This window comes from Thermopolyspora flexuosa, assembly GCF_006716785.1.
Taxonomy (GTDB): domain Bacteria; phylum Actinomycetota; class Actinomycetes; order Streptosporangiales; family Streptosporangiaceae; genus Thermopolyspora; species Thermopolyspora flexuosa.
This window is the reverse complement of the sequence record NZ_VFPQ01000001.1, coordinates 685,351-708,307: the sequence shown is the minus strand read 5'-3', so window position 1 is coordinate 708,307 and position 22,957 is coordinate 685,351. Positions and strand designations below refer to the sequence as shown.

16 protein-coding genes are annotated in these 22,957 nt (G+C 72.1%); 5 read left to right on the top strand and 11 right to left on the bottom strand.

The features are described 5' to 3' along the window. Window positions 1-10: 10 nt before the first annotated feature. The 7 genes from FHX40_RS25640 to glgP all read right to left on the bottom strand — a co-directional run bounded on the left by FHX40_RS25640 (window position 11) and on the right by glgP (window position 10,298). Complete coding sequence (locus FHX40_RS25640) at window positions 11-2,299, bottom strand: serine/threonine-protein kinase (protein ID WP_229789155.1); 2,289 nt, start codon at window positions 2,297-2,299, stop codon at window positions 11-13. Between the two features lie 446 nt (window positions 2,300-2,745). After that, the gene (locus tag FHX40_RS03105; protein WP_142258205.1) at window positions 2,746-3,282 is read right to left on the bottom strand and encodes a YbaK/EbsC family protein; all 537 of its coding nucleotides are present in this window, start codon (window positions 3,280-3,282) and stop codon (window positions 2,746-2,748) included. Window positions 3,283-3,297: 15 nt separating this feature from the next. Next, window positions 3,298-4,950, bottom strand: a complete 1,653-nt coding sequence (locus tag FHX40_RS03100) for a flavin monoamine oxidase family protein (RefSeq protein ID WP_142258204.1) — start codon at window positions 4,948-4,950, stop codon at window positions 3,298-3,300. After that, window positions 4,947-5,789 (bottom strand): M55 family metallopeptidase, encoded by an 843-nt coding sequence (locus FHX40_RS03095; RefSeq protein WP_142258203.1) that lies wholly within the window; start codon window positions 5,787-5,789, stop codon window positions 4,947-4,949. Before FHX40_RS03095 ends, FHX40_RS03100 begins: the two co-directional genes overlap by 4 nt. Before the next feature lie 170 nt (window positions 5,790-5,959). Further along, window positions 5,960-7,219, bottom strand: coding sequence for a DUF6395 domain-containing protein (locus tag FHX40_RS03090; protein WP_142258202.1), 1,260 nt, complete (start codon window positions 7,217-7,219; stop codon window positions 5,960-5,962). Further along, window positions 7,200-7,640, bottom strand: a complete 441-nt coding sequence (locus FHX40_RS03085; protein ID WP_229789154.1) for a hypothetical protein — start codon at window positions 7,638-7,640, stop codon at window positions 7,200-7,202. The genes FHX40_RS03090 and FHX40_RS03085 overlap by 20 nt, the downstream gene beginning before the upstream one ends. 60 nt (window positions 7,641-7,700) lie before the next feature. Then, window positions 7,701-10,298 (bottom strand): alpha-glucan family phosphorylase, encoded by a 2,598-nt coding sequence (glgP, locus tag FHX40_RS03080; RefSeq protein ID WP_142258201.1) that lies wholly within the window; start codon window positions 10,296-10,298, stop codon window positions 7,701-7,703. A gap of 439 nt (window positions 10,299-10,737) precedes the next feature. Here glgP and FHX40_RS03075 point away from each other — a divergent pair, with 439 nt between their 5' ends. The 3 genes from FHX40_RS03075 to FHX40_RS03065 all read left to right on the top strand — a co-directional run bounded on the left by FHX40_RS03075 (window position 10,738) and on the right by FHX40_RS03065 (window position 16,029). Continuing rightward, complete coding sequence (locus FHX40_RS03075) at window positions 10,738-12,783, top strand: alpha-1,4-glucan--maltose-1-phosphate maltosyltransferase (protein ID WP_142258200.1); 2,046 nt, start codon at window positions 10,738-10,740, stop codon at window positions 12,781-12,783. Window positions 12,784-12,985: 202 nt separating this feature from the next. Continuing rightward, window positions 12,986-14,695 (top strand): maltose alpha-D-glucosyltransferase, encoded by a 1,710-nt coding sequence (gene treS, locus FHX40_RS03070; protein WP_142258199.1) that lies wholly within the window; start codon window positions 12,986-12,988, stop codon window positions 14,693-14,695. Then, window positions 14,692-16,029, top strand: coding sequence for a maltokinase N-terminal cap-like domain-containing protein (locus tag FHX40_RS03065; RefSeq protein ID WP_142258198.1), 1,338 nt, complete (start codon window positions 14,692-14,694; stop codon window positions 16,027-16,029). Before treS ends, FHX40_RS03065 begins: the two co-directional genes overlap by 4 nt. Before the next feature lie 26 nt (window positions 16,030-16,055). On the opposite strand, the gene FHX40_RS03060 is transcribed toward FHX40_RS03065, so the two are convergent. Continuing rightward, complete coding sequence (locus FHX40_RS03060; RefSeq protein WP_142258197.1) at window positions 16,056-16,604, bottom strand: DUF3093 family protein; 549 nt, start codon at window positions 16,602-16,604, stop codon at window positions 16,056-16,058. Between the two features lie 175 nt (window positions 16,605-16,779). Next, the gene (locus tag FHX40_RS03055; protein WP_142258196.1) at window positions 16,780-17,385 is read right to left on the bottom strand and encodes an NsdA family TPR-like regulatory protein; all 606 of its coding nucleotides are present in this window, start codon (window positions 17,383-17,385) and stop codon (window positions 16,780-16,782) included. A 156-nt stretch (window positions 17,386-17,541) separates the two neighbouring features. On the opposite strand from FHX40_RS03055, the gene glgB reads away from it, so the two are divergent. After that, entirely contained in the window at window positions 17,542-19,737 is a 2,196-nt protein-coding gene (gene glgB, locus FHX40_RS03050; RefSeq protein ID WP_142258195.1) for a 1,4-alpha-glucan branching protein GlgB, read from the top strand. A 22-nt stretch (window positions 19,738-19,759) separates the two neighbouring features. After that, window positions 19,760-21,469: a signal peptide peptidase SppA gene (gene sppA, locus FHX40_RS03045; RefSeq protein ID WP_142258194.1), complete on the top strand. Its 1,710-nt coding sequence runs from the start codon at window positions 19,760-19,762 to the stop codon at window positions 21,467-21,469. A gap of 36 nt (window positions 21,470-21,505) precedes the next feature. Here the strand turns inward: sppA and FHX40_RS03040 are convergent, their stop codons facing one another. Continuing rightward, window positions 21,506-21,985, bottom strand: coding sequence for a flavin reductase family protein (locus FHX40_RS03040; protein WP_229789153.1), 480 nt, complete (start codon window positions 21,983-21,985; stop codon window positions 21,506-21,508). Between the two features lie 66 nt (window positions 21,986-22,051). Then, window positions 22,052-22,957 (bottom strand): ABC transporter substrate-binding protein, encoded by a 906-nt coding sequence (locus tag FHX40_RS03035; RefSeq protein ID WP_142258192.1) that lies wholly within the window; start codon window positions 22,955-22,957, stop codon window positions 22,052-22,054.

Genomic DNA, 22,957 nt, shown 5'->3' with positions numbered 1-22,957 from the left:
CGCTCCCCCGTCACTGCGCCTGCGCCCGCTGCCGCAGGCCGTCGAGCAGGTCGATCAGGCCACTGGCGTCGAGCGGCTGCCACCAGACCTGTGGCGACCGGCTGACGAACGTGGCCACGGCGAGCAGCGTGGCCGCCACCGCGACCAGGCCGACCACCGCGGCCGTCGTCGACGCCGCGCTCCGCGTCGGGAGCGCCGATGCGAGCATGCGCCGCATCTGCCTACGTGGACCGTCCACTCCGGGCCCCGCGCAGACCGTCCACAGGGCGACGGCGATCCCTCCGCTGAGTGCGACCTGCGTCGAGACCCCGCCGAGGAACACCGTCACAAACAGCGTAACCGGCAGCCCGAGGATCGCGCCGTAGAGGAGCAGGGCCGCGGTGGCCCCCGCGGCGGCGAGCAGCGGACGCGGCCGCCCCAGCACCCCGAACAGCTCGCCGACCGTGGCGGGCTGCGGCCGCGCCATGTCACCGGCGCGGAGCAGCACCGCGACCGGGAGCGTGATCAGCAGCATCGGCAGCGGCGCGCGCACGGTCAGCGCGGTGACGGCGAGCAGCAGCAGGGCCCGGACCAGGGTGTGCAGCGCCCCGGGCGCCGCCTCCTGCTGCGGCCGCTGCTCGGGCGCGGCGGCCACCGCGGACGGGGCCGGGGCGGGCTGCGCCGGGGACGGGACCGGACCGGGCGGCGCGGCGGCGTGCACCGCAGGGGCCTGCGCCGCGGCCGCCCCGGGCAGGCGGAGCGGCGGCGGCTGCTCGGCGGGGGTGACCGGCGGCGGCTGCGCGGGCGCGGGCCCGGCGCCGGACGCCGCGGGCCGCGGCTGGGCCGGGCCGCCGACGCCGGCGAGGTCGTCGAGGCGCACCCGCCGGGTCGGGATGTCGCCCTCGTTGCCGCCCACCGGGGCCGCGGGGACGGGGCCGTGCCCGGGCCGGTGCTGTGGCCGCACCAGGTCCGCCAGGTGCGCGCCCGCGGGCTGCGGCGCGGGCGGCCGCGGCGGGACCGGCGGGCCGGGCGGACGCTGCGGGTGCGGGCCGCGCAGCACGCCCGCGCTGCGCAGGTCCTTGCCGGGGACGCGGACCGTCGGGAACGGGTCGCCGTCCCCCGGCTGCTCCGGCGGCGGGGCCGCCTCGTCGGGCCGGTTGCGGGGCGCCGCGGGCGCGGGGACCGTGGGCGGCTCGTCCGGCCGCCCGGTCGGAGCGGGCCCCGGTACGGCGGGGCCGCCGAGGCCGCCCGCCTGCGGGTGCACGGGCCGGGCGGGCGCGGTCTCCGGCGGGCCCTGCGGCGAGACGACCGGCGGCGAGGTCGGGGACGGCGTCCGCGGGGCGGCGGCCGGGGCGGCCGCGCGGTATCCGGCCGCGTGCGGCGCCCGCGGGGTGGCCTCCGGCGCGGCGGCTCCGGTGACCGCCGGGGACGCCGTGGCCGACGCGGCGGCGGACCGCAGGCCGAGGTCGGGCATCGTGGTGACCTCGTCCGGCACCCGGGGACGCGCGGGCGCGCCCGGCCCCGCCGGGGCGGGCATCAGCCGGCGCATGCGCTCCACCAGCTCGGTCGCGGTCGGCCTGCGGGAGGGGTCCCGGCTGAGCGCGGCGCGCAGGATCGGCCGCAGCGACTCGGGCGCCCCGTCGACGTTCGCCCGGCCCGCCGTGATGTTGAAGAAGATCATCTCCAGCGTGCCCCTGCCGAACGGCGGCTCGCCGGTCGCGGCGAAGATGAGCGTGCCCGCCCAGGCGTGGATGTCGGCCGCCGGGCCCGCCTCCTGGCCCGCGATGATCTCCGGCGCGAGGTAGCCCGGGGTGCCGATGAACATGCCGGTCTGGGTGAGCCGGGTGGCGTCGACGGCCTGCGCGATGCCGAAGTCGATCAGCACCGGCTTGCCGTCGAGCATCATCACGTTCGCCGGCTTGAGGTCACGGTGGACCACCCCGGCGGCGTGCACGGCGGCGAGCGCGTCCGCCACGCCGTACCCGACCCGGATCAGCGCCTCCTCGTCGAGCGGGCCCTCCTGCTTCACCAGCTCGTCGAGGGGACGGCCGGGCACGTAGCGGGTCACGATGTACGGGCGAAGGCCGGTCACGTCGGCGTCGACGACCTCGGCGATGTGGTCGTTGCGGACCCGCCGCATCGTCTCCACCTCACGCGAGAGCCGCCGCCGGGCGACGTCGTCGCCGGCGACCTCGGCACGCAGCATCTTCACGGCGACCTGCCTGCCCTGCGGGTCGACCGCGAGGTGCACGACGCCCATGCCGCCCTCGCCGAGCCGCCTGAGCAGCCGGTAAGGCCCGAGTCGGTCCTCCTGGTTCATGGCACTAGGCACCATACCGACTCAAGGATGTGGCAATGAATGAACCTATCGGCCACGTTCCCCCGCCCCACTCAACGTCCGGAACTCCCACGTTTTCCCAAACGACGATATGACGCAAGGCGTACGCGAGTGCCGATTCGGTCACGTTACGCCGCGTGTTCGCCCTTCGCCTCGCGCATATGACGACGTTTCAGCCGTAACACCGCGCATTCCTCCGCCGCGACCTGGAACATCCCAGGGCGTCGGGGAAGGCGCGGCCGGGAACGCGGGGCGGATGTGCGCGCGAACGGGCCCCTGCCTCGTCACCGAGCGCACATGGTGATGCGCGGCGGCGCGGGCGCCGGGCTCCGCGCCGCCGACGCAATCACCCACTATCCGCAATCATCCTCTTTTATTCGTATTGTTTGGATTTTTCCGCGATGTCGTGACCTGCGCGGCCGAACGATTCACGAGGCCGCGGGCATCGCGACCGGGAGCACCTCGACGGCCTTGAGGCGGGCCAGGGCCGCGCCGGAGAGCGCGAGCTTCGAGCGGCGCAGCCCGCTGCCGATCACGACGAAGGGCGCGGCGGCCACCGCCTCGTCGACGAGCACCGGCCAGGACTCGGGCAGGCCGATCGGGGTGATGCCGCCGTACTCCATGCCGGTGAGCCCGACCGCCTCCTCGTGCGGGGCGAACGACGCCTTGCGCGCCCCCAGGTGCCGCCGCACCGCGCCGTTCACGTCGGCCCGCGTGCTCGCGAGCACCAGCACCGCGGCGTACCGGGTCTCGCCGCCGCGCCGGCCCGCCACGATGACGCAGTTCGCCGACTCCTCCAACGCCACGCCGTACCGCTCGCAGAACGCGGCCGTGTCCGCGAGCCCGGGGTCGATCTCGGCCACCCTCACCTCGCCGTCGAGGTCGCCGAGCTCGCGCAGCGCGCGCTCCACCGGCGGCGCGAGCAAATCCGGCCGCTCCAGGGCGGGAATCCACTCGAGCTTCATCGCGCCAGGTTAGCCCTACTGGGACAGCACCCGGCGATGAAGGTCGGTGACCACGGTCCGGGCGGACTCGAGCGAGCCGGCGATCCACGCGTTGAGGTTGGTGAGCCAGTCGCCCGCGAAGTACACCCGGCCCGCGGGCCGGCGCAGCGTGGCGAGCACCCCCGGGTCGGTGAACGTCGCCCAGGCCCCCTCGATGTACGGCTGGCGCGTCCAGGCCACCGAGGCGCTCGACAGCACGCCGGTCCGGTACTTCTCGCCGTGGATCTTCTTGCCCTGGGTGAGCGCCCGGCGGTGCCGTTCCCGGTGCGGCAGCGGGGTGAAGGTGTCCTTCGCCGAGCCGATCGTGTAGTAGCCGATGAGGATGCCCCGCTCACCGAAGAACCCGTACGACGGGTACCAGATGCGGGTGATGTCGAGGTCGGTCTCGGTGCTGCCGCCGAAGATCTTGTCCTCGAGCTCCCACCAGCGGCGGTCGTACTCGATGGCGATCTTCCCGGCGGGGGTGGGCTGGGCCGCGGTGAGCGCGCTCACCACCGGGGCGCCGAGGTTGCCGGGGATGCGGGCGATCAGGTGCGGCGGGAGCGTGGCGATGCAGTAGTCGGCGGTGTGCACCACCGTGCCGTCCGGGCCCTCGCAGGTGACGTCGACCCGGTCGGGCAGGGTGTCGATGCGGGTGACCTTGGTGCGGGTGAGGATGCGGTCCTCGCCGATCCGCTCGGCGAACGCGCGCACCAGGCCGTCCATGCCGCCGACCATCTGGAACATCGGCGCGGCCTGCTCCTGGCTCGCGGTCTTGGTGAGCGCCCGGGGCAGGTCGTAGCCGAGCACCTCGGACACCGACGGCACCGGGCCGAGCATCTTGCCCGGCTGCACGCCCGGCGGGGTCGCGTAGCCGCGCCGGTCCGAGCCGCCGTAGTCGTACGTCCGGCGGTCGAGGTCGCCGAACTCGGCGAGGAAGTCGAGCAGCACCTGGCGGTCCGCCCGGGTGAGCCGCCGGTTGAGCGCCCCGGCGTTGGTCGCCTTGGCGAGCAGCTCCGACAGGTAGCCGTACATGTCGGCGCGGTAGGCGGCCGCGCGGATCGGGGCCTTCATGCCCCGGGTGTAGACGTACGCCTGGGCGTTGTCGTTGATGAACACCTCGACCGGGACGCCGAGCTCGCGGCAGTAGTCCATGGTGACCATCCACTGCGCGATCCGGGCCGGTCCGGCGTTGAAGTAGCCGCCCTCGCCGAACCGCACGACCTGCTGCTCGTCGCCGATCTCGGTGAACCGGTCGCCGCCGCGCAGCGTGAGGCACCGGCCGCCGACCCGGTCGCGGGCCTCGATCACGGTGCAGTCGTAGCCCGCCTTGCCGAGCTCGTACGCGCAGGCGAGGCCGGTGACCCCGGCGCCGAGGATGAGCACCTTGGCCGCGGCGCGGCCGGTGAGGCTGAAGTCCCCGGGCCGGGGGGCGATGAAGTCGCGTTTCTGCTCGCGCGGGGCGAGGCCGAGCGCGCCCATCGCGGCGTACATCGCGCCCGCGCCGCCCGCCGCGCCGATGCCGAGGAGCAGGGCGCGCCGGGTGACCGGGCCGGGCCGGCGTCTTGTGGGCGGGGCGGGCGGTGGCTGGTCGGGCTTGCCTGTCTCCTCCTGGGCCGGTCGGGGGTCCGGCCCTTCCTCGGTGGTCATCCGTACACTCCGCTGCCGCAGGCCACCTGTCCGGCGATCATCGCGTAGATGCCGAACAGGGCCATGATCTCGTGGTAGTCGTCGGTGGTGAACTCGGTGTGCCGGGGGCCGACCTGCCGGGTGCCGGGGATGATGGCGCACCCGGCGGCGATCGCCGTGGAGTTCCACTCCACGCCGAGCGTGAACGGCGGCTCCACCGTGTACGGGCGGAAGTCCGCCAGGCGATTGAGCGCGCGCACGGTCGCCTCGCGGATGCGCCGCTGGGCGACGCTCGGCGGCAGCAGCTCGGCGGCGAACTTGTCGATGCCGCGCTTGACCGCGACGGTCTCCACGTCGCCGAGCACCTCGCGGGCCTCCTCGCAGACCGCCTCGTCGCCGGTGACGAGCACCACCGGCACGCCGAGGAAGCCGGCGAACGCGGCGACGAGCCGGGTCTCGCCGCAGATCTCGCCGTTGAGGTAGACGTTCTGGATCTCCTTGCCCATCCACGTGTGGTTGAGCACGCCGTGCTGCACGCCGGCCCGGGCGTGGTACCCGACGAAGCAGGCCGCCCGGAAGTCGGCGGTGAGGCCCTCGGCCATGCGCATCGGCTTGCCCGGGCCGCGGATGAGCGTGGCGCGGGGGTCGAGCAGGTCGATGCGGAGGTTCTTGGTGGAGCCGTGCGCGTCGTTGACGACCACGGAGGTCGCCCCGGCGGCGTAGGCGCCGTCGACCGCGGCGTTGGCGTCGCCGGTCATCAGCTCGCAGCCGCGCTCGTAGCCGCGGCCCCCGGCGTGCATCTCCTCCGGGTCGGTGAGACCGGTCACGCCCTCCATGTCCACCGAGACGTACACCCTCATCGTGCGAACCTCATCTCGCGGCCCTCATCCACACGGCTTCATCCACGCATGTCATGCGGACGCGTCGGAGACGCGCCACATGCCCGCATATACACCCGGCGGCGGCCGCCCCCGCGCCCGGCCCCCGATCTTCGCCGGGCCGCCGGGCGCGGGTCCGCCGCCGGTACGGCTCACGCCTCGGCGTCGCCCGCCGCGTGCGCCAGGCCCCAGGTCTCCACCCGGCGCCGGTCGTCGGCGTCCATCAGCTCGAAGTTCGCGGTCATGTACCGCCGGACGTGGTCGCGCCAGGGCTCGGGCACCTCGTCGAGCGCGGGCGGGTAGACCCGCTCGAGCCACCGGGTCGACTCGATGGTGGGGCGCAGGTACTCGTTCGCCTTGGCGAACGGGGTGTTCTCGATGCCGGGCACCCGGGCGCAGCCGTACTCGATCATCTCCTGGCCCCCGTACGGCGGGCGGCGCTGCCACTTGGCGGCCACCGGGCGGTCGGCGGTGATCTCGGTGCGCAGCGGGCGGCCCTCGATCGCGGCCTGGATCAGCTCCTTGTACAGGCACTTGCCGCACCTGCCGCAGGCGGAGTCGGCGTCCCCGCGCAGGCACCAGCGCACCTGGTCGCGCAGCTTCGAGTTGAGCGCGATCTTCATCGTCATCGCCTCGCTGATGCCCGCGACCGGCAGCACCATCGGCAGCCCGGCGGCGGCGAACAGCCGCCCCCACTTGCCGTGCTGGGACCACATCGGGTTGTCGGGGGTGTAGCGGTGCACGTACCGGCCGCCGCCGAGCCAGCGCGAGCCGATCTCGTAGCCGAGCGCGACCCCGCCGAGGTTCATGCGGTCGGCGAGCAGGATCGCCCCGGCGAGCACCGCGTGGTGCTCGGGGTAGCCGGGCCGCGGGTGGCTCAGCACGAACTCCAGGTCCGACTGCGCCACGGTGAGGTCCCGGCCGGTGGCCTGGGCGAGGCGGACGATCGTGTCGGAGCGGTAGTGGGTCCACCGGTTGGGGCGGCGCGGGTGTGAGACCCGCTGGAAGGTGACGAGCGGCGCGTCCGGGAAGATCACCGCGACCGCGGCGGAGTCCGCGCCGCCGCTGTAGGAGATCGCCAGCTCCCGCCCCCGCTCGCGCGGCGCCACGTCGTCGCCCACCGGGCCCGCCTCCACGCCCCACCCGTCGTGCAGGGCGCGCGCCAGCCGCTCGGAGACCGGGCGGTCGAAGACGACCCGCCGCCGGGTCCACGGCGCGACCACCGTCCAGGCGAGCAGCGCGAGCAGGTCCGGGTGCACCTCGCCGGCCGGTACGGCGGGCCGTACGTGACAGGAGTTGGTGGCGAGCTCGACCCGCTGGCCGTCGGTGACCGTGCCGGTGAGCTCCTCCTCGGGGTCGAGGCGGAAGGTCAGCTCCCAGGTGCCGTCGGCCTCACGCCATCTCACGCGCACGGCGGTGCTCCTCGAGCGGCTCCCCGAACGGCCTGTCGTCCCCGGCGCCGTCGCCCGCGGCCCGCTCCAGGCGGTCGAGCCGCGCCTCCAGCCGGTCGATCGCCTGCCAGATCAGCACCTCGGACTGGAGCAGGCGGTCGGTGGCCGCGGCGGTCTCCTCGGCGAGCCGCCGCGCCTCCCCGACCTTGGCGGGCATGCCCGGATCCGCGGGGGCCGGGGCCGGCTTCCGCTGCTCCTTGCGCAGCCGATCGACCTCCGCGCGCAGCGCGACCACCTCGCGGCGCAGCGACCGGACCTCCCACAGGGCGTCACGGACGTCCCGGCGATGGTCCGCCCGCGACACGTAGCGGGCGTCGAACCGGGCGCGCACGGCGCGCCGAATCCTGGCGGGCACCAAAGCCCGCATGAAGAACCGGCTCATGGCCCGCCACGATAGCGGGTGATGTTGTGATTTCCGGGTGGTTTACAGCTATCTGTGCGCTTATCGGAACGTGCCGTTCGTCATGCCCGCGGGCTCCTCGGGAACCGTGATCAGGCCCAGCTCGGCGGGCGAGGCCATGAGCGGGTGCGACGGCACGACCCGCACCGTGTAGCCGAACGCGCCGGTTCGGTCGAGCGGCACCGTGCCGTGGAAGATCACCCGGCCGTCGTCGGCCGACTCCACCGGCTCGAGCGTGGCGTACGACGGCCGCACCAGCTCGTCGTGCGGGCCCACCCGGCCGTAGGCGGCCTGCACCGCGACGTCGCCCGGCTCCAGCTCGCCGAGCGCCACCGTGGCCCGCACCTCGAGCGTCGCGCCGAGCTCCGGCGTGTCGCCCACCCCGGAGGTCTCCACGTGCTCGACCCGCACGCCCGGCCAGGCGCGCCGTACCCGCAGCTTCCACGCGGCGAACGCACGGGCCTGCCGGTAGTTGTCGGCGGCGAGCTCGCGGGCCGCGCGCGCCGCCGGCGTGTACAGGTCCACCACGTAGTCGCGCAGCATGCGGCCGGCGAGCACCTTCGGGCCGAGCGAGGTGAGCGTGTGCTTGACCATCTCGATCCAGCGGCGCGGCGGGCCGCCCGCGGCCCGGTCGTAGAACCGCGGCGCCACCTCGCGCTCGATCAGGTCGTAGAGCGCGCTCGCCTCGAGCTCGTCACGCCGGTCGGGGTCCTCGACGCCGTCGGCGGTGGGGATCGCCCAGCCGTTGTTGCCGTCGTACCACTCGTCCCACCAGCCGTCCCGGATGGACAGGTTGAGGCCGCCGTTGAGCGCGGCCTTCATGCCGGAGGTGCCGCACGCCTCGAGCGGGCGCAGCGGGTTGTTCATCCACACGTCGCAGCCCTGCACGAGCAGCTGGGCGAGCGACATGTCGTAGTCCGGCAGGAAGACGATGCGGTGCCGTACGTCCTCCTGGTCGGCGAACCGCACGATCTGCTGGATGAGCCGCTTGCCGCCCTCGTCGGCCGGGTGCGCCTTGCCCGCGATCACGATCTGCACCGGCCGCTCCGGGTGGAGCAGGATGGCGCGCAGCCGCTCGGGGTCGCGCAGCATGAGCGTGAGCCGCTTGTACGAGGGCACGCGGCGGGCGAAGCCGATGGTGAGCACGTCGGGGTCGAGCGCCTCGTCGATCCACTTGAGCTCGGGGTCGGAGGCGCCGCGCTCCCGCCACGACCGGCGCAGCCGCTCCCGGGCGGCCTCGACGAGGCGGCGGCGCAGCTTGCCGCGGATCTCCCAGATCTCCTCGTCGCTGATCTTCTGGATGCCCTCCCAGCCCTTCGCCTCCTCGGCGAGCAGCGGGAGCCGCTCCCCGGCGAGCTCGAGCGCCTCGCGGCCCACCCAGGTGGGCGCGTGCACGCCGTTGGTGATCGAGCCGATCGGCACCTCGTCGACGTCGAAGCCGGGCCACAGGCCCTGGAACATCTCCCGGCTCACCTTGCCGTGCAGCTGCGAGACGCCGTTCACCCGCTGGGCGAGGCGCATGCCCATCACGGCCATGTTGAACAGCGCCTTGTCGCCGCCCTCGCCCTCCGGCTCGGCGCCGAGCTCGAGGATGCGCTCGACGTCCACGGTCGGCCAGGCGTTGTCGCCGCCGAACTGGCGGGCGATCATGTCCATCGGGAAGCGGTCGATGCCCGCCGGGACCGGGGTGTGCGTGGTGAACACGGTGCCGGCCCGCACCGCCTCCAGCGCCTCCTCGAAGGTGAGCCGGGCCTCGGTGAGCTCGCGGATGCGCTCCAGGCCGAGGAAGCCGGCGTGGCCCTCGTTGGTGTGGAACACCTCGGGCTCGGGGTAGCCGGTGATGCGGCAGTAGGCGCGCACCGCGCGCACGCCGCCGATGCCGAGCAGCAGCTCCTGCAGCAGGCGGTGGTCGGTGCCGCCGCCGTACAGCCGGTCGGTGACGTCCCGGGAGAGCGCGTCGTTCTCCGCCACGTCGGAGTCGAGCAGCAGCAGCGGCACCCGGCCGACCTGGGCGACCCAGATCTGGGCGTGCAGCACCCGGTTCTCCGGCAGGTTGACCCGGATCCGGGCGGGCTCGCCGTCCGGCTCCTTGAGCAGGGTGAGCGGCATGCCACCGGGGTCGAGGCTCGGGTAGTGCTCGAGCTGCCAGCCCTCCGGTGAGAGCGACTGGGTGAAGTACCCGTGACGGTAGAGCAGGCCCACGCCGATGATCGGCACGCCGAGGTCGCTGGCGGCCTTGAGGTGGTCCCCGGCGAGGATGCCGAGGCCGCCGGAGTACTGCGGCAGCGCGGCGGCGATGCCGAACTCCGGCGAGAAGTAGGCGATGGCCTGCGGCGCGCCCTCGAGGTTCTGGTACCAGCGGGGCGCGGTCATGTACTCGCGCAGATCGTCGGCGGCGTCGGCGAGGCGCCGCAGGAAGCGGCGGTCCCGGGCGAGCTCGGCGAGCCGCCGCGAGTCGACGGCGCCGAGCAGCGCGACCGGGTCGTGGCCGACCCGCTGCCAGGTCTCGGGGTCCACCTGCTCGAAGAGATCCATCGTCTCCGGGTGCCAGGACCAGCGGAGATTGTGCACGAGCTCACCGAGCGCGGCGAGCTCGGGAGGAAGGACGGTACGGACGGTGAACCTGCGGATTGCTCTCACGGTGCCAGACCCTAGTTACTCGGTGCCGCCGAACGCGACCGAAACGCCTTTGTCGGCCACGGGCGAGTCGTCAGTCTCGCTCTCTCCACTAACAAATCCCGCCAAACCCACCAATAGGCTGCTCATGATGTGAGACCGTGGCGCGATCACTAACAACGATGAGTGCCGATCGGTGAGTCGCATCGCCAGATCCAGGGTAAACAGATCTCACCGCGAGGACACGATCAGGCACACCCCGTCACGGATCTTGCGGCGAATCCGCCGCCGGGTCTTTCACGACGAGGGGTAAGGGTGGACCATTGGGGCAACCCATAAAGTGTGTCCCGTCCGCCACCTAAGTGAGGGTCGCTTTGCGCTGCGCCAAACCTGCTTGACGAACTGAAGATCCAAATTTGCCCGATTTCGGCGGTACCGGTGTGCCGTCGCTACCGTGAGTGCGATGATCGGACGAATCCCAATCCAGGACATCCACCCAGTCGTCGACTGCGGTCGCCGACCGGCCAAGGCCGCGGCAGGTGAGACCTTCCAGATCAGTGCCACCGTGTTCCGCGAGGGGCACGAGGCGGTGGCCGCCGGGGTCGTGCTGTTCGCCCCGGACGGCACCGTGAGCCCGTTGCTGCGCATGCACGAGCTCGCCCCCGGCACGGACCGCTGGGGCGTCGACGTGTCACTGCCCACCGAGGGGCACTGGCACTTCCGGATCGAGGCGTGGGGCGACCCCATCGCGACCTGGTTCCACGACGCGGGCATCAAGATCCCGCGCGGCATGGACGCCGACCTCATGTGCGAGGAGGGCGCCCGGCTGTTCGAGCGCGCGGCGCGAGCCGTACGGCCGAACGCGTGCCCGCAGAACGGGGACAACGGCCGGTGCGGGCACCGGGCCGCGCTGCTCGAGGTGGCGGCGCGGCTGCGGGACGAGGCGGTGGACCCGCGGGCGCGGTTCGCGTACGCGAAGCTGCCCGAGGTGGAGCGGATGCTGCTCGCCCACCCGCTGCGCGACCTGCTCACCCGCTCCCCCAAGCACCGCATCGTGGTGCACCGGCGGCGGGCCCTGTTCGGCTCGTGGTACGAGTTCTTCCCGCGCTCGGAGGGGGCGCACGTCGGCGAGGACGGGCAGATGAGATCGGGCACCTTCGCGACCGCTGCCCGGCGGCTGCCCGCGATCGCGGAGATGGGCTTCGACGTGGTCTACCTCCCGCCGATCCACCCGATCGGGAAGACCAACCGCAAGGGCCGCAACAACACCCTCGTCGCCGAGCCGGGGGACCCGGGGTCGCCGTGGGCGATCGGCTCGGAGGAGGGCGGGCACGACGCCGTCCACCCCGACCTGGGCACGATCGAGGACTTCGACGCGTTCGTCGCCCGGGCCCGCGAGCTCGGCCTGGAGATCGCGCTCGACCTCGCCCTGCAGTGCTCGCCCGACCACCCGTGGGTGAAGGAGCACCCGGAGTGGTTCACCATCCGGGCCGACGGCACGATCGCGTACGCCGAGAACCCGCCGAAGAAGTACCAGGACATCTACCCGCTCAACTTCGACAAGGACCCCGAGGGCCTGTACGCCGAGGTCAAGCGGGTGGTGCGGTACTGGATGTCGCACGGCGTGCGGATCTTCCGGGTGGACAACCCGCACACCAAGCCGGTGCCGTTCTGGGAGCGGCTGCTCGCCGAGATCCACGCCACCGACCCGGACGTGCTGTTCCTGTCGGAGGCGTTCACCCGGCCGGCGATGCTGCAGACGCTGGCGAAGATCGGGTTCCACCAGTCGTACACCTACTTCACCTGGCGCAACACCAAGCAGGAGCTTGAGGAGTACCTCACCGAGCTCGCCCACAAGACGTCACATTTTCTGCGCCCGAACCTGTTTGTTAACACACCGGACATTCTTCACGAGTATCTTCAAACCGGTGGTCGGCCCGCATTCCAGATTCGCGCGGTTCTGGCGGCCCTCATGTCGCCGACCTGGGGCATATATTCGGGTTATGAACTGTGCGAAAATGTACCGGTTCGCCCGGGTAGCGAGGAATACCTCGATAGCGAGAAATATCAGTACAAGCCTCGCGACTGGGCAGCGGCCGAGCGGGAAGGGCGCAGCATCGCCCCGTTCATCCGGCGACTGAACATGCTGCGAAGGGCACACCCGGCTCTGCAGGAATTGCGTAACCTACGTTTCCACTACGTCGACCAGCCGGAGCTGATCTGCTTCTCCAAGCGGCTGCCCGGCCCCTATGACCCCGCCACACGACGGCAGGGCATGGGCGACGTCGTACTGGCCGTCGTCAACCTCGACCCACACCACACCCGCGAGGCGACGGTGCACCTGGACATGCCGGCCCTCGGCCTGGACTGGAACGCCGAGTTCATCGTCGACGACGAGCTCAGCGGCCAGTCCTACCGCTGGCGCCGGTCCAACTACGTACGGCTCGACCCGTACGTGTGTCCAGCCCACGTGTTCACCCTCCGAGCGGCGTCGGCGAACCCCCGGTGAACCACCCATCACTCCGAACCGGCCGGCCGTCCGGCCGGTGACAGGCGACCAGTCGGCCCGCCGGGCGCGCCACCGGCGGGCCGTCGAGAGCACGAAAGCGGGGAGGTAACGTGCGCGACCTGATCGCACACAACCGTCCGGCCGACCGCACACCAGGTGGCCGGGCGCTCACGGCGGGAGAACGACCGGCGAAGGAGGAGCCGTGAGCGCCGTTTCGCAGCCGGTTCCGAACACCTTCACCCACGAGACGCCACGCGACCCCTTCTGGTACAAGCGGGCCGTCTTCTACGAGGTGCTCATCCGGGGCTTCAAGGACTCCAACGGCGACGGCACCGGTGACATCAACGGGCTGATCGAGAAGCTCGACTACCTCAAGTGGCTCGGCGTGGACTGCCTGTGGCTGCTGCCCATGTACGAGTCCCCGCTGCGCGACGGCGGGTACGACATCTCGGACTACACCAAGATCCTGCCCGAGTTCGGCACCCTCGGCGACTTCATCAGGCTCGTCGACGAGGCGCACAAGCGGGGCATGCGCATCATCGCCGACCTGGTGATGAACCACACCAGCGACCAGCACCCCTGGTTCCAGGCCTCCCGCCACGACCCGGACGGCCCGTACGGCGACTTCTACGTCTGGTCCGACACCGACGAGAAGTACAAGGACGCGCGCATCATCTTCGTCGACACCGAGACCTCGAACTGGACCTACGACCCGGTGCGCGGCCAGTACTACTGGCACCGGTTCTTCCACCACCAGCCGGACCTCAACTACAACAACCCGGCGGTGCAGGAGGCCATGCTCGAGGTGCTGCGGTTCTGGCTCGACCTCGGCATCGACGGCTTCCGGCTGGACGCCGTGCCGTACCTGTTCGAGAAGGACGGCACCAACTGCGAGAACCTGCCCGAGACCCACGCCTACCTCAAGCGCATCCGCGCCGAGGTGGACCGGCTGTACCCGGACCGGGTGCTGCTCGCCGAGGCGAACCAGTGGCCGTCGGACGTGGTGGAGTACTTCGGCGACCCGGTCACCGGCGGCGACGAGTGCCACATGGCGTTCCACTTCCCGCTCATGCCGCGCATCTTCATGGCGGTCCGGCGCGAGTCCCGCTACCCGATCTCCGAGATCCTCGCCCAGACCCCCAAGATCCCGGAGAACTGCCAGTGGGGCATCTTCCTGCGCAACCACGACGAGCTCACCCTCGAGATGGTGACCGACGAGGAGCGCGACTACATGTACGCCGAGTACGCCAAGGACCCGCGGATGCGGGCGAACGTGGGCATCCGGCGGCGGCTCGCGCCCCTGCTCGACAACGACCGGAACCAGATCGAGCTGTTCACCGCGCTGCTGCTCTCCCTGCCCGGGTCGCCGGTGCTCTACTACGGCGACGAGATCGGGATGGGGGACAACATCTGGCTCGGTGACCGCGACGGCGTCCGGACCCCGATGCAGTGGACCCCGGACCGCAACGCGGGCTTCTCCGACTGCGACCCGGGACGGCTCTACCTTCCGGTGATCATGGACCCGATCTACGGGTACCAGGCGATCAACGTCGAGGCGCAGCAGAAGAACCCCGGCTCGCTGCTGCACTGGACCCGGCGGATGATCGAGATCCGCAAGCGCCACCCGGTCTTCGGGCTCGGCGACTTCACCGAGCTCAACTCGTCGAACCCGAGCGTGCTCGCGTTCGTCCGGGAGCTCGGCAACGACCGGGTGCTGTGCGTCAACAACCTGTCCCGCTTCCCGCAGCCGGTGGAGCTGGACCTGCGCCGGTTCGAGGGGGCCACTCCGGTGGAGTGCATGGGCGGCGTGCCGTTCCCCCCGATCGGCGAGCTCCCGTATCTTCTGACGCTTCCTGGGCATGGGTTCTACTGGTTCACGCTGACGCCCACGAGCGCCACCGAGGAGTCGTGACAACAGCACTCGAAGACCTGCTCGCCGGATGGATCGGCCGCCAGCGCTGGTTCGCCGGCAAGGGACGCGCGATCGACGGCGTCGGCATCGAGTCCGACGTCGAGCTGAAGTCCGGTGACCCCGGCCTGCGGCACCTGGTCCTCCAGGTGCACCAGGCCGGGGCCCGGGACCGCTACCAGCTGCTGCTCGGAACGCGGCGGTCCATCCCGCAGCGGCTCCAGCACGCGCACATCGGTGGCCGCTACTACGACGCGGCGCACGACGCCGAGCTCACCGGCGTGCTGCTCGAGGCGATGGCGCAGGGGGCCGACATCGGTCCCCTGCGCTTCCGGGCGATGGAGGGCGTGACGATCGAGACCGGGCTGCGCAGCCTGGTGCTCGGCGCCGAGCAGTCGAACACCTCGCTCGTGTACGGCGAGGCGTACATCTGCAAGCTGTTCCGGCGGCTCGTGCCCGGGGTCAACCCGGAGGTGGAGATCGTCACCGCGCTCGCCCGGCGCGGCTCGCCGCACATCGCGCAGCCGTACGGGTGGTTCACCACCGACATCGACGGCGAGGACACCACGCTCGCGTTCATGCAGCGCTACCTCAGCACGGCGAACGACGGCTGGTCGCTCGCCCTGGCGAGCGTGCGCGACCTGTACGGCTACGCCCACCAGCCGGAGATCCCCGCCTCGGAGGTGGGCGGCGACTTCGCCGCCGAGTCGCGCCGCCTCGGCATCGCCACCGCGCGGGTGCACCGCGAGCTCGCCGCCGCGTTCCCGACCGGCACGCTCGACCCGCCGGAGATCAAGCGCATGGCCGAGCGGCTGCGCGCCCGCCTCGACCAGACCCTGCTCGAGGTGCCCCAGCTGCGCGGCCACGACGCGGTGGTGCACGCCGCCTACGACCGGCTCGCCGACATCGACCGCCCGATCACCGTGCAGCGGGTGCACGGCGACTACCACCTCGGCCAGGTGATGCGCACCCACACCGAGTGGGTCGTGCTCGACTTCGAGGGCGAGCCCGGCCAGCCGCTCGAGGAGCGCCGTGCCCTCGACACGCCGCTGCGCGACGTCGCGGGCATGCTCCGCTCCTTCGACTACGCCTCGCGCCACCTGCTCATGGACCACCCCGAGGGCCGCATCCTCACCTCCCGCGCCGCCGAGTGGTCGGCCCGCAACCGCGCCGCCTTCCTCGACGGCTACACCGAGGGCGGCGGCCGCGTGCACGGCGACGACGCCGTCCTGCTCCGCGCCCTCGAGTACGCCAAGGCCGTCTACGAGGTCGGCTACGAGGCCCGCAACCGCCCCACCTGGCTGCCCATCCCGCTCGCCGCCTTCACCGGCTCGTAGCCCTGGGCCGTCCGGCGGGCCCGTCGTCACCCTTCGGGGACGACGGCGAGCAGCGCCTTGACCATGCCGGCCGGGTCGCGGGTGGCCACCGCCACGGCCGTGCCGTCCTTCAGCATCAGCGGGTACGAGGCGACGCCGATCGGCTCGGCGTAGGCGCCGCCGAGCAGCCGTGCGGGGCGCGCGTCGCGAATCGCGCGCAGGCGATCCCAGGGCAGGTCGGGAAGGTCCGGCAGCCGTCCCGCGAGCGCGGGGAGTTCCGTGGCCAGCAGGTAGACGTAGGCGCGATCCAGATGGTGCACGGGAATTCGCTCCCGCCCCACCCGTAATTCGCATCGGGTGACGGTGACCCGGCCGTATCGGCGTAACGACCACAGGGTGAGCAGCGCGATCCAGAACGGAATGCCCCAGACCGCCACGTAGGCGAGGCTGTCCACCACGAACGGCGCGCCGTCCTTCCCCGGCTGCACGATCGGCATCACCACGCCGAGCGCCAGCAGCCCGGCCCAGCACACCCTGTCCGGCCACCGCGACAGGATGTCGCGCTGATAAATGACCGTGTCGTCACGTACCGCCATCGCTTTCCTTTTCGTCTGACCGCGACCGGCAACATACCTGTGCTTTTCGCAACGCGCCTGCGATTCACCACACCGGTAATAAGAGACACGCAGCACAAACCCCATGCGTATCGCGCGGCTCTGCGGTCACCCGGATCGGGAGGTTTCGGCCCTGACGACGGCAGGCACGCGATCTCTACTCCGAGGGGCGGTTTCCGTTCCCCGCGTCCCGGGCGGTCGCCAGCAGATCATCCAGATCGCGTACGGCGGGCAGCCGCGTGTCCCGCAGTGCCGAGGCGACGTCACGCAGCGTCCGGACGGCGTAGGCGTTCACGGCGACGGCGTCCCCGGCGTACCGCAGCGCCGTACCGGCCGCGGCGTCGGCGTCGCCCTTGAGCAGGTACGCCTTGGCGAGGCAGGAACCGAACCAGGCGCGGTCACGGCGGAAGGCCTCCGGCAGCCGGGACAACCCCGCCTCGAGCAGCGGAACGGCCCGGTCGCCCGCGCCGAGCTCGATCTCGGCCATGCCGCGCTGCATGGCGAACCAGCCGTCGTCGTAGAAGTACATCCAGGCGGGCTCGTCCTCCGGCCGCTCGGTGGCCCTGGCGATCAGCCGCTCGGCCTCGTCGAGCAGGGCGCGGGCCGCGTCCGCCTCGCCCATCAGCGCGTGTCCCCGCGCCGCCATCTGCGCGGCCATGCCCTGCACGCCCGGCGTGGTCCGCCCGTCGTGCAACCGCGCCGCCTCGGCGAGCCGTACACAGGCAGGCCCGTCGCCGATGCTCCACGCCTGGTGGGCGCGCATGCTCAGCGTGGTCGCGGCGAGCCGCGCGTCGCGGCACGGTCGTTACGCGCTTGTGATGGGTCTGCGTGGGGGCGGCGGGTTGGATCAGTGGGTGGCAGGCAGGGTATGAGCGAACGGTGGAGTGATCCGGTGCGAGCGAGGAGTGGTGAGCGGGCGATGGATGCGGAGCTGGACCGGCTGGCGGGCGGGGCCCACCATGATCCGCATTCGATTCTGGGCGCTCACCCCGGCCCCGACGGCGTGACGATCCGGGCGCTTCGGCCGCTGGCGGAGAAGGTCGAGGTGCTCATCGGCGACGAGGCGCGGGAGATGACGCACGTCGCGCACGGGGTGTTCGCCACGACGATCCCGGGGCTGGACAAGATCCCGGACTACCGGCTGCGGGTCACCTACGCGGGCTGTGAGCCGCAGGTGGTGCACGACCCGTACCGGCACTGGCCGACGATCGGCGAGCTCGACCTGCACCTGATCGGTGAGGGGCGGCACGAGCGGCTGTGGGAGGTGCTCGGCGCCCGGGTGATGCGGCACGAGGACGTCGACGGTACGGCTTTCGCCGTGTGGGCGCCGAACGCCCGGGGCGTGCGGCTGATCGGCGACTTCAACCACTGGGACGGGCAGGGGTACCCGATGCGGTCGCTCGGCCGGTCCGGGGTGTGGGAGCTGTTCGTGCCGGGGATCGGGCCGGGCGAGCGGTACAAGTTCGCGGTGCTCGGCGTCGACGGGGTGTGGCGGGAGAAGGCCGACCCGATGGCCCGCCGTACCGAGGTGCCGCCGGCGACCGCGTCGATCGTGGAGCGGTCGACGTACGAGTGGCAGGACGACGAGTGGATGGCGAGGCGGGCGTCGCGGCGGCCGCTCGAGGAGCCGATGAGCGTGTACGAGGTGCACCTCGGCTCGTGGCGGCCGGGGCTGTCCTACCGCGACCTGGCGACCGAGCTGGTCGAGTACGTGACGGACATGGGGTTCACTCACGTGGAGTTCCTGCCGGTGGCCGAGCACCCGTACGGGCCATCGTGGGGCTACCAGGTGACCTCGTACTACGCGCCGACCGCCCGGTTCGGCACGCCGGACGACTTCCGGTACCTGGTGGACCGGCTGCACCAGGCGGGCATCGGCGTGCTGCTCGACTGGGTGCCCGCGCACTTCCCGATGGACGACTGGGCGCTGGGGCGGTTCGACGGCACCGCGCTGTACGAGCACCCCGACCCGAAGCGCGGTTACCACCCGGACTGGGGCACCTACGTGTTCGACTACGGCCGCAACGAGGTGCGCAACTTCCTGGTGGCGAACGCGCTCTACTGGCTCAAGGAGTTCCACATCGACGGCCTGCGGGTGGACGCGGTCGCCTCCATGCTCTACCTCGACTACTCGCGTCCCGAGGGCGAGTGGACCCCGAACATCTACGGCGGGCGGGAGAACATCGAGGCGGTGGAGTTCCTCAAGGAGCTCAACACGGTCTGCTACCGCGAGGTGCCGGGCATCGTCACCATCGCCGAGGAGTCCACCGCCTGGCCGGGCGTGTCCCGGCCGGTCTACCTGGGCGGGCTCGGGTTCGGCTTCAAGTGGAACATGGGCTGGATGCACGACACCCTCGCCTACCTGCGGCACGAGCCGATCTACCGCCAGTACCACCATCACCAGATGACGTTCTCCCTGATGTACGCGTACTCGGAGAACTTCGTGCTGCCGCTGTCGCACGACGAGGTGGTGCACGGCAAGGGCTCGCTGCTCGGCAAGATGCCCGGCGACGAGTGGCAGCGGTTCGCGAACCTGCGCGCCCTGCTCGCGTACATGTGGGCGCACCCGGGCAAGCAGCTGCTGTTCATGGGCGGCGAGTTCGGCCAGGGCTCGGAGTGGTCGGAGCAGCGCGGCCTCGACTGGTGGGTGCTCGACTTCGACTTCCACCAGGGGGTGCAGCGGCTGGTGCGGGACCTCAACCGGATCTACACGTCCACGCCCGCCCTCTACACCCAGGACCACACCCCCGACGGGTTCCGCTGGATCGACGCCGACGACGCGCAGGGGAACGTGTTCTCGTTTCTCCGGTACGGCACGGACGGCTCGGTGCTCGCCTGCGTGGCGAACTTCGCGGGCGTGCCGCACGAGGACTACCACCTCGGCCTGCCCGAGCCGGGCGTGTGGGAGGAGATCCTCAACACCGACGCCTACGAGTACGCGGGCAGCGGCGTGGGCAATCTCGGCCGGGTGGAGGCCGTCGACGTGCCCCGGCACGGCCTGCCGTACTCGGCGCGGCTGCGCGTCCCGCCGCTCGGCGTGCTCTGGCTGCGGCCCGCCCGGCGCACGGATCCGGCGGAGGAGGGTCCCGCCGAAACGACCGCGCCGCGCGTCTGATCCGTCCCTTATGGTGGGGTCTATGGACGCGACCAAGGTGATCACCGATGCCCTCGACCGGTTCCGGAAGGTGCGGACCTCCCCGCTGATTCTGGAACTCGATCTCACCGAGGGCGTCGTGGAAGGGCCGCCGACCGACCCCTTCTCGGCGGTCATGTCCATGCGCCGGCCGCGTCTCACCGACCTGCTGTCGGGCCTCAAGCGCGCCCGGAGCGACGACCGGGTACGGGCCCTGATCGTCAGGATCGGCGGCCACCCGATCGAGTTCGGCACGGTCCAGGAGCTGCGCGGCGCGATCCAGGCCTTCCGCCGGTCGGGCAAGCGCACGGTCGCGTTCGCCGAGACCCTCGGCGAGTTCGGCGCGGGCACCGTCCCCTACTACCTCGCCACCGCGTGCGAGACGATCTGCCTGCAGCCGTCCGGCGACGTCGGGCTCACCGGCATCGCGCTGCAGCAGCACTTCCTCAAGGACGCGCTCGGCAAGGCCGGCGTCGAGTACCAGGTGGGCCAGCGGCACGAGTACAAGACCGCGGCGAACACCTTCACCCAGGACCACATGACCGAGGCGCACCGGGAGATGATGGCCCGGATCGCCGAGTCGGTCACCGAGCAGATCGTCGCCGGGATCGCCGAGGCGCGGCGCATGGAGCCCACCCGGGTGCGCGAGATGATCGACGAGGGCCCGTTCATCGGCGCGGAGGCGGTCCGCGCCGGCCTGGTGGACCGGCTCGCCTACCGCGACGAGGTCTACGCGGACCTCAAGGCGGGCGTGCGGTCGCAGACCGGGCAGGAGCCGCACCTGCAGTACGTCACCCGCTACCACAAGCACCTGCTCGGCCGGAAGATGCCGCGGCCGGGCGAGCAGGTGGTCGCGCTCATCCACGGGCACGGCGCGATCCGCCTCGGCCGCAGCGGGCGCAGCCCGTTCGGCGGCGCCTCGATGGGCTCGGACACGATCTGCGCGGCGTTCCGCGCCGCCCGCCGGGACGAGAAGGTGAAGGCGGTCGTGTTCCGGGTGAACAGCCCCGGCGGCTCGTACGTCGCGTCCGACGCGATCTGGCGCGAGGTGCTGCTCACCCGCCGGGCGGGCAAGCCGGTCGTGGTGTCGATGGGTGACGTCGCCGCGTCCGGCGGCTACTTCGTGTCGATGCCCGCCGACGTGATCGTGGCCCAGCCCGGCACGCTCACCGGCTCGATCGGCGTGCTCGGCGGCAAGCCGGTGATCGGCGAGCTGCTGGCGAAGGTCGGGATCGCCACCGAGACGATCCTCGAGGGCGCGAACGCGAACATGTTCTCGCTCACCCAGGAGTTCTCCGAGGCGCAGTGGGAGCGGGTCAACGCCTGGCTCGACCGCATCTACGACGACTTCGTGGGCAAGGTCGCCGAGGCCCGCGGCCTCGACCGGGACCGGGCGCACGAGCTCGCCCGCGGCCGGGTGTGGACCGGGGCGGACGCGCACGAGCGCGGGCTCGTCGACGAGCTCGGCGGCCTGGAGGAGGCGCTGGCGATCGCCCGCCGCAAGGCGGGGCTGGCGGCCGACGCGCCGGTGCGCTACTACCCGAAGCTGCACGCGCTGGAGCGGCTGCGCCCGGCCGAATCCAGCGAGGACAAGGCGGAGGCGATCGCCCGGGTGCGCCTGGAGGCGTGGGGGCCGCTGGCCGTGCTCGCGGCCCGGCTCGGGCTGCCGCCGTACGGCCCGCTCATCCTGCCCGGCACCTGGGTCATCCGCTAGCCGCCCCGGCCCCGCCGGTACGGCACGGCCGCCGGGCTAGCCGAGCGGCCGGTAGCGGCCGCGGAGCCGTACCAGCGGGGGGCGGCCCGCGTCGACGTAGTCGACCGCGAGCAGGGACGCGATGTAGACGGTGTGGTCCCCGGCGGGCACGACCTTGTCGGTCTCCGCCTCGATCGCGGCCACCCCGCCGTCGATGATCAGCGCCTCGCTGTGCGGCCCGCGGTGGTGGGGCGTGCCCGCGACGAGCAGCCGGGCGCTGGGCCGGCCCGGGGTGGCGAACCGGCTCGCGATCGCCGCCTGGCCGCCGGAGAGCAGGGATGCGGCCCAGCGGTCGCGGCGCAGCAGCACCTCGTTGAGGTAGCCCGTGCTGGTGACGCTCACCATCACCAGCGGCGGGTCGAGGGACAACGAGGTGAACGTGGTCACGGTGGTGCCGATGTCGTCGCGGCCGTCGCGTACCGTGAGCACGGTCACGCCCGCCGCGAGCTGCGCCATCGCCTCGGTGAACTCGCTCACGCCCCTCCCCTGACGACGAGAAGCCCCCGGCCCGGTCACGCGGGGGCTTCCCATCATGTCAGGCGATCACAGCAGCCCGTTGCGGGCCAGCCAGTCCTTCGCCACCGCCTCCGGGGCCTCCTTGTCGACGGCGACGCGCTTCATCATCTCGAGCAGCGCGGGGGTGTCGAGCTTGGCGGACACCGTGTTGAGCGTGGCCCGCACGGTGTCGTCCACGCCGGCCCGGTGCACGAGCGGCACGACGTTCTCCGCGCCGAACGCGTTCTTGTTGTCCTCCAGCGGCACCAGCCCCTCAAGGGCGATCACCGGGTCGGTGGTGAACACGTTGCCGACGTCCACCGTGCCGTCGAGGATCGCGTCGGCGGTGGCGTCGCCGGTCGGCCGCCACTCCTTGAATTCCAGGCCGTAGGTGCGCCGGAGGTTCTCCTCCTGGCGCTGCCGGAACTCCGGCGGGCCGCCCACGACCATGTCCTTCGACACCTTCGCCAGGTCCTCGATCGTGGCCAGGCCGTACCGCTCGGCGGTCTGCCGGGTCACGGTGAGCGAGTTGTTGTCCTCCGCCGCGGCGGGCTCCAGGATCTCCAGCGTGTCCGGGAGCTTCCCCCGCAGCTCGGCGACGATCTGCTCCTTGGTCCGCGCGATGGACTTCGGGTCGACGTAGGCGAGCAGCGAGCCGAGGTACTCGGGCAGCACGGTGATCGCCCCGCTCTGGACCTGGCCGAAGATGATCTCCCGGCTGCCGATGTTGAACTTCTCCTCCACGTTGACGCCCTTGGCCCGCAGTGCCTGGCTGTAGATCGAGCCGAGCAGCACGTTCTCCGGGAAGTTGGCCGAGCCGACCACGACCGTGGTGCCGCGCGCCCCGGAGGGCCCGCCGGTCGGCTCGTCGAGGGGGTCGCCTCCCCCACCGCATCCGGCCAGGGCGATCACGGCGGTCAGGGTGAGCACCAGGCCGCCGAACAGACGTCTCAT

What these genes read in the sequence shown, in the direction of transcription:
- FHX40_RS25640 (WP_229789155.1), bottom strand. Translation starts at nt 2,299, where the DNA reads ATGAACCAGGAGGACCGACTCGGGCCTTACCGGCTGCTCAGGCGGCTC.
- FHX40_RS03095 (WP_142258203.1), bottom strand. Translation starts at nt 5,789, where the DNA reads ATGAGGGTGTACGTCTCGGTGGACATGGAGGGCGTGACCGGTCTCACC.
- FHX40_RS03075 (WP_142258200.1), top strand. Translation starts at nt 10,738, where the DNA reads ATGATCGGACGAATCCCAATCCAGGACATCCACCCAGTCGTCGACTGC.
- FHX40_RS03100 (WP_142258204.1), bottom strand. Translation starts at nt 4,950, where the DNA reads ATGACCACCGAGGAAGGGCCGGACCCCCGACCGGCCCAGGAGGAGACA.
- FHX40_RS03055 (WP_142258196.1), bottom strand. Translation starts at nt 17,385, where the DNA reads ATGCGCGCCCACCAGGCGTGGAGCATCGGCGACGGGCCTGCCTGTGTA.
- FHX40_RS03060 (WP_142258197.1), bottom strand. Translation starts at nt 16,604, where the DNA reads ATGGCGGTACGTGACGACACGGTCATTTATCAGCGCGACATCCTGTCG.
- sppA (WP_142258194.1), top strand. Translation starts at nt 19,760, where the DNA reads ATGGACGCGACCAAGGTGATCACCGATGCCCTCGACCGGTTCCGGAAG.
- glgB (WP_142258195.1), top strand. Translation starts at nt 17,542, where the DNA reads ATGGATGCGGAGCTGGACCGGCTGGCGGGCGGGGCCCACCATGATCCG.
- FHX40_RS03035 (WP_142258192.1), bottom strand. Translation starts at nt 22,957, where the DNA reads ATGAGACGTCTGTTCGGCGGCCTGGTGCTCACCCTGACCGCCGTGATC.
- FHX40_RS03085 (WP_229789154.1), bottom strand. Translation starts at nt 7,640, where the DNA reads ATGAGCCGGTTCTTCATGCGGGCTTTGGTGCCCGCCAGGATTCGGCGC.
- FHX40_RS03105 (WP_142258205.1), bottom strand. Translation starts at nt 3,282, where the DNA reads ATGAAGCTCGAGTGGATTCCCGCCCTGGAGCGGCCGGATTTGCTCGCG.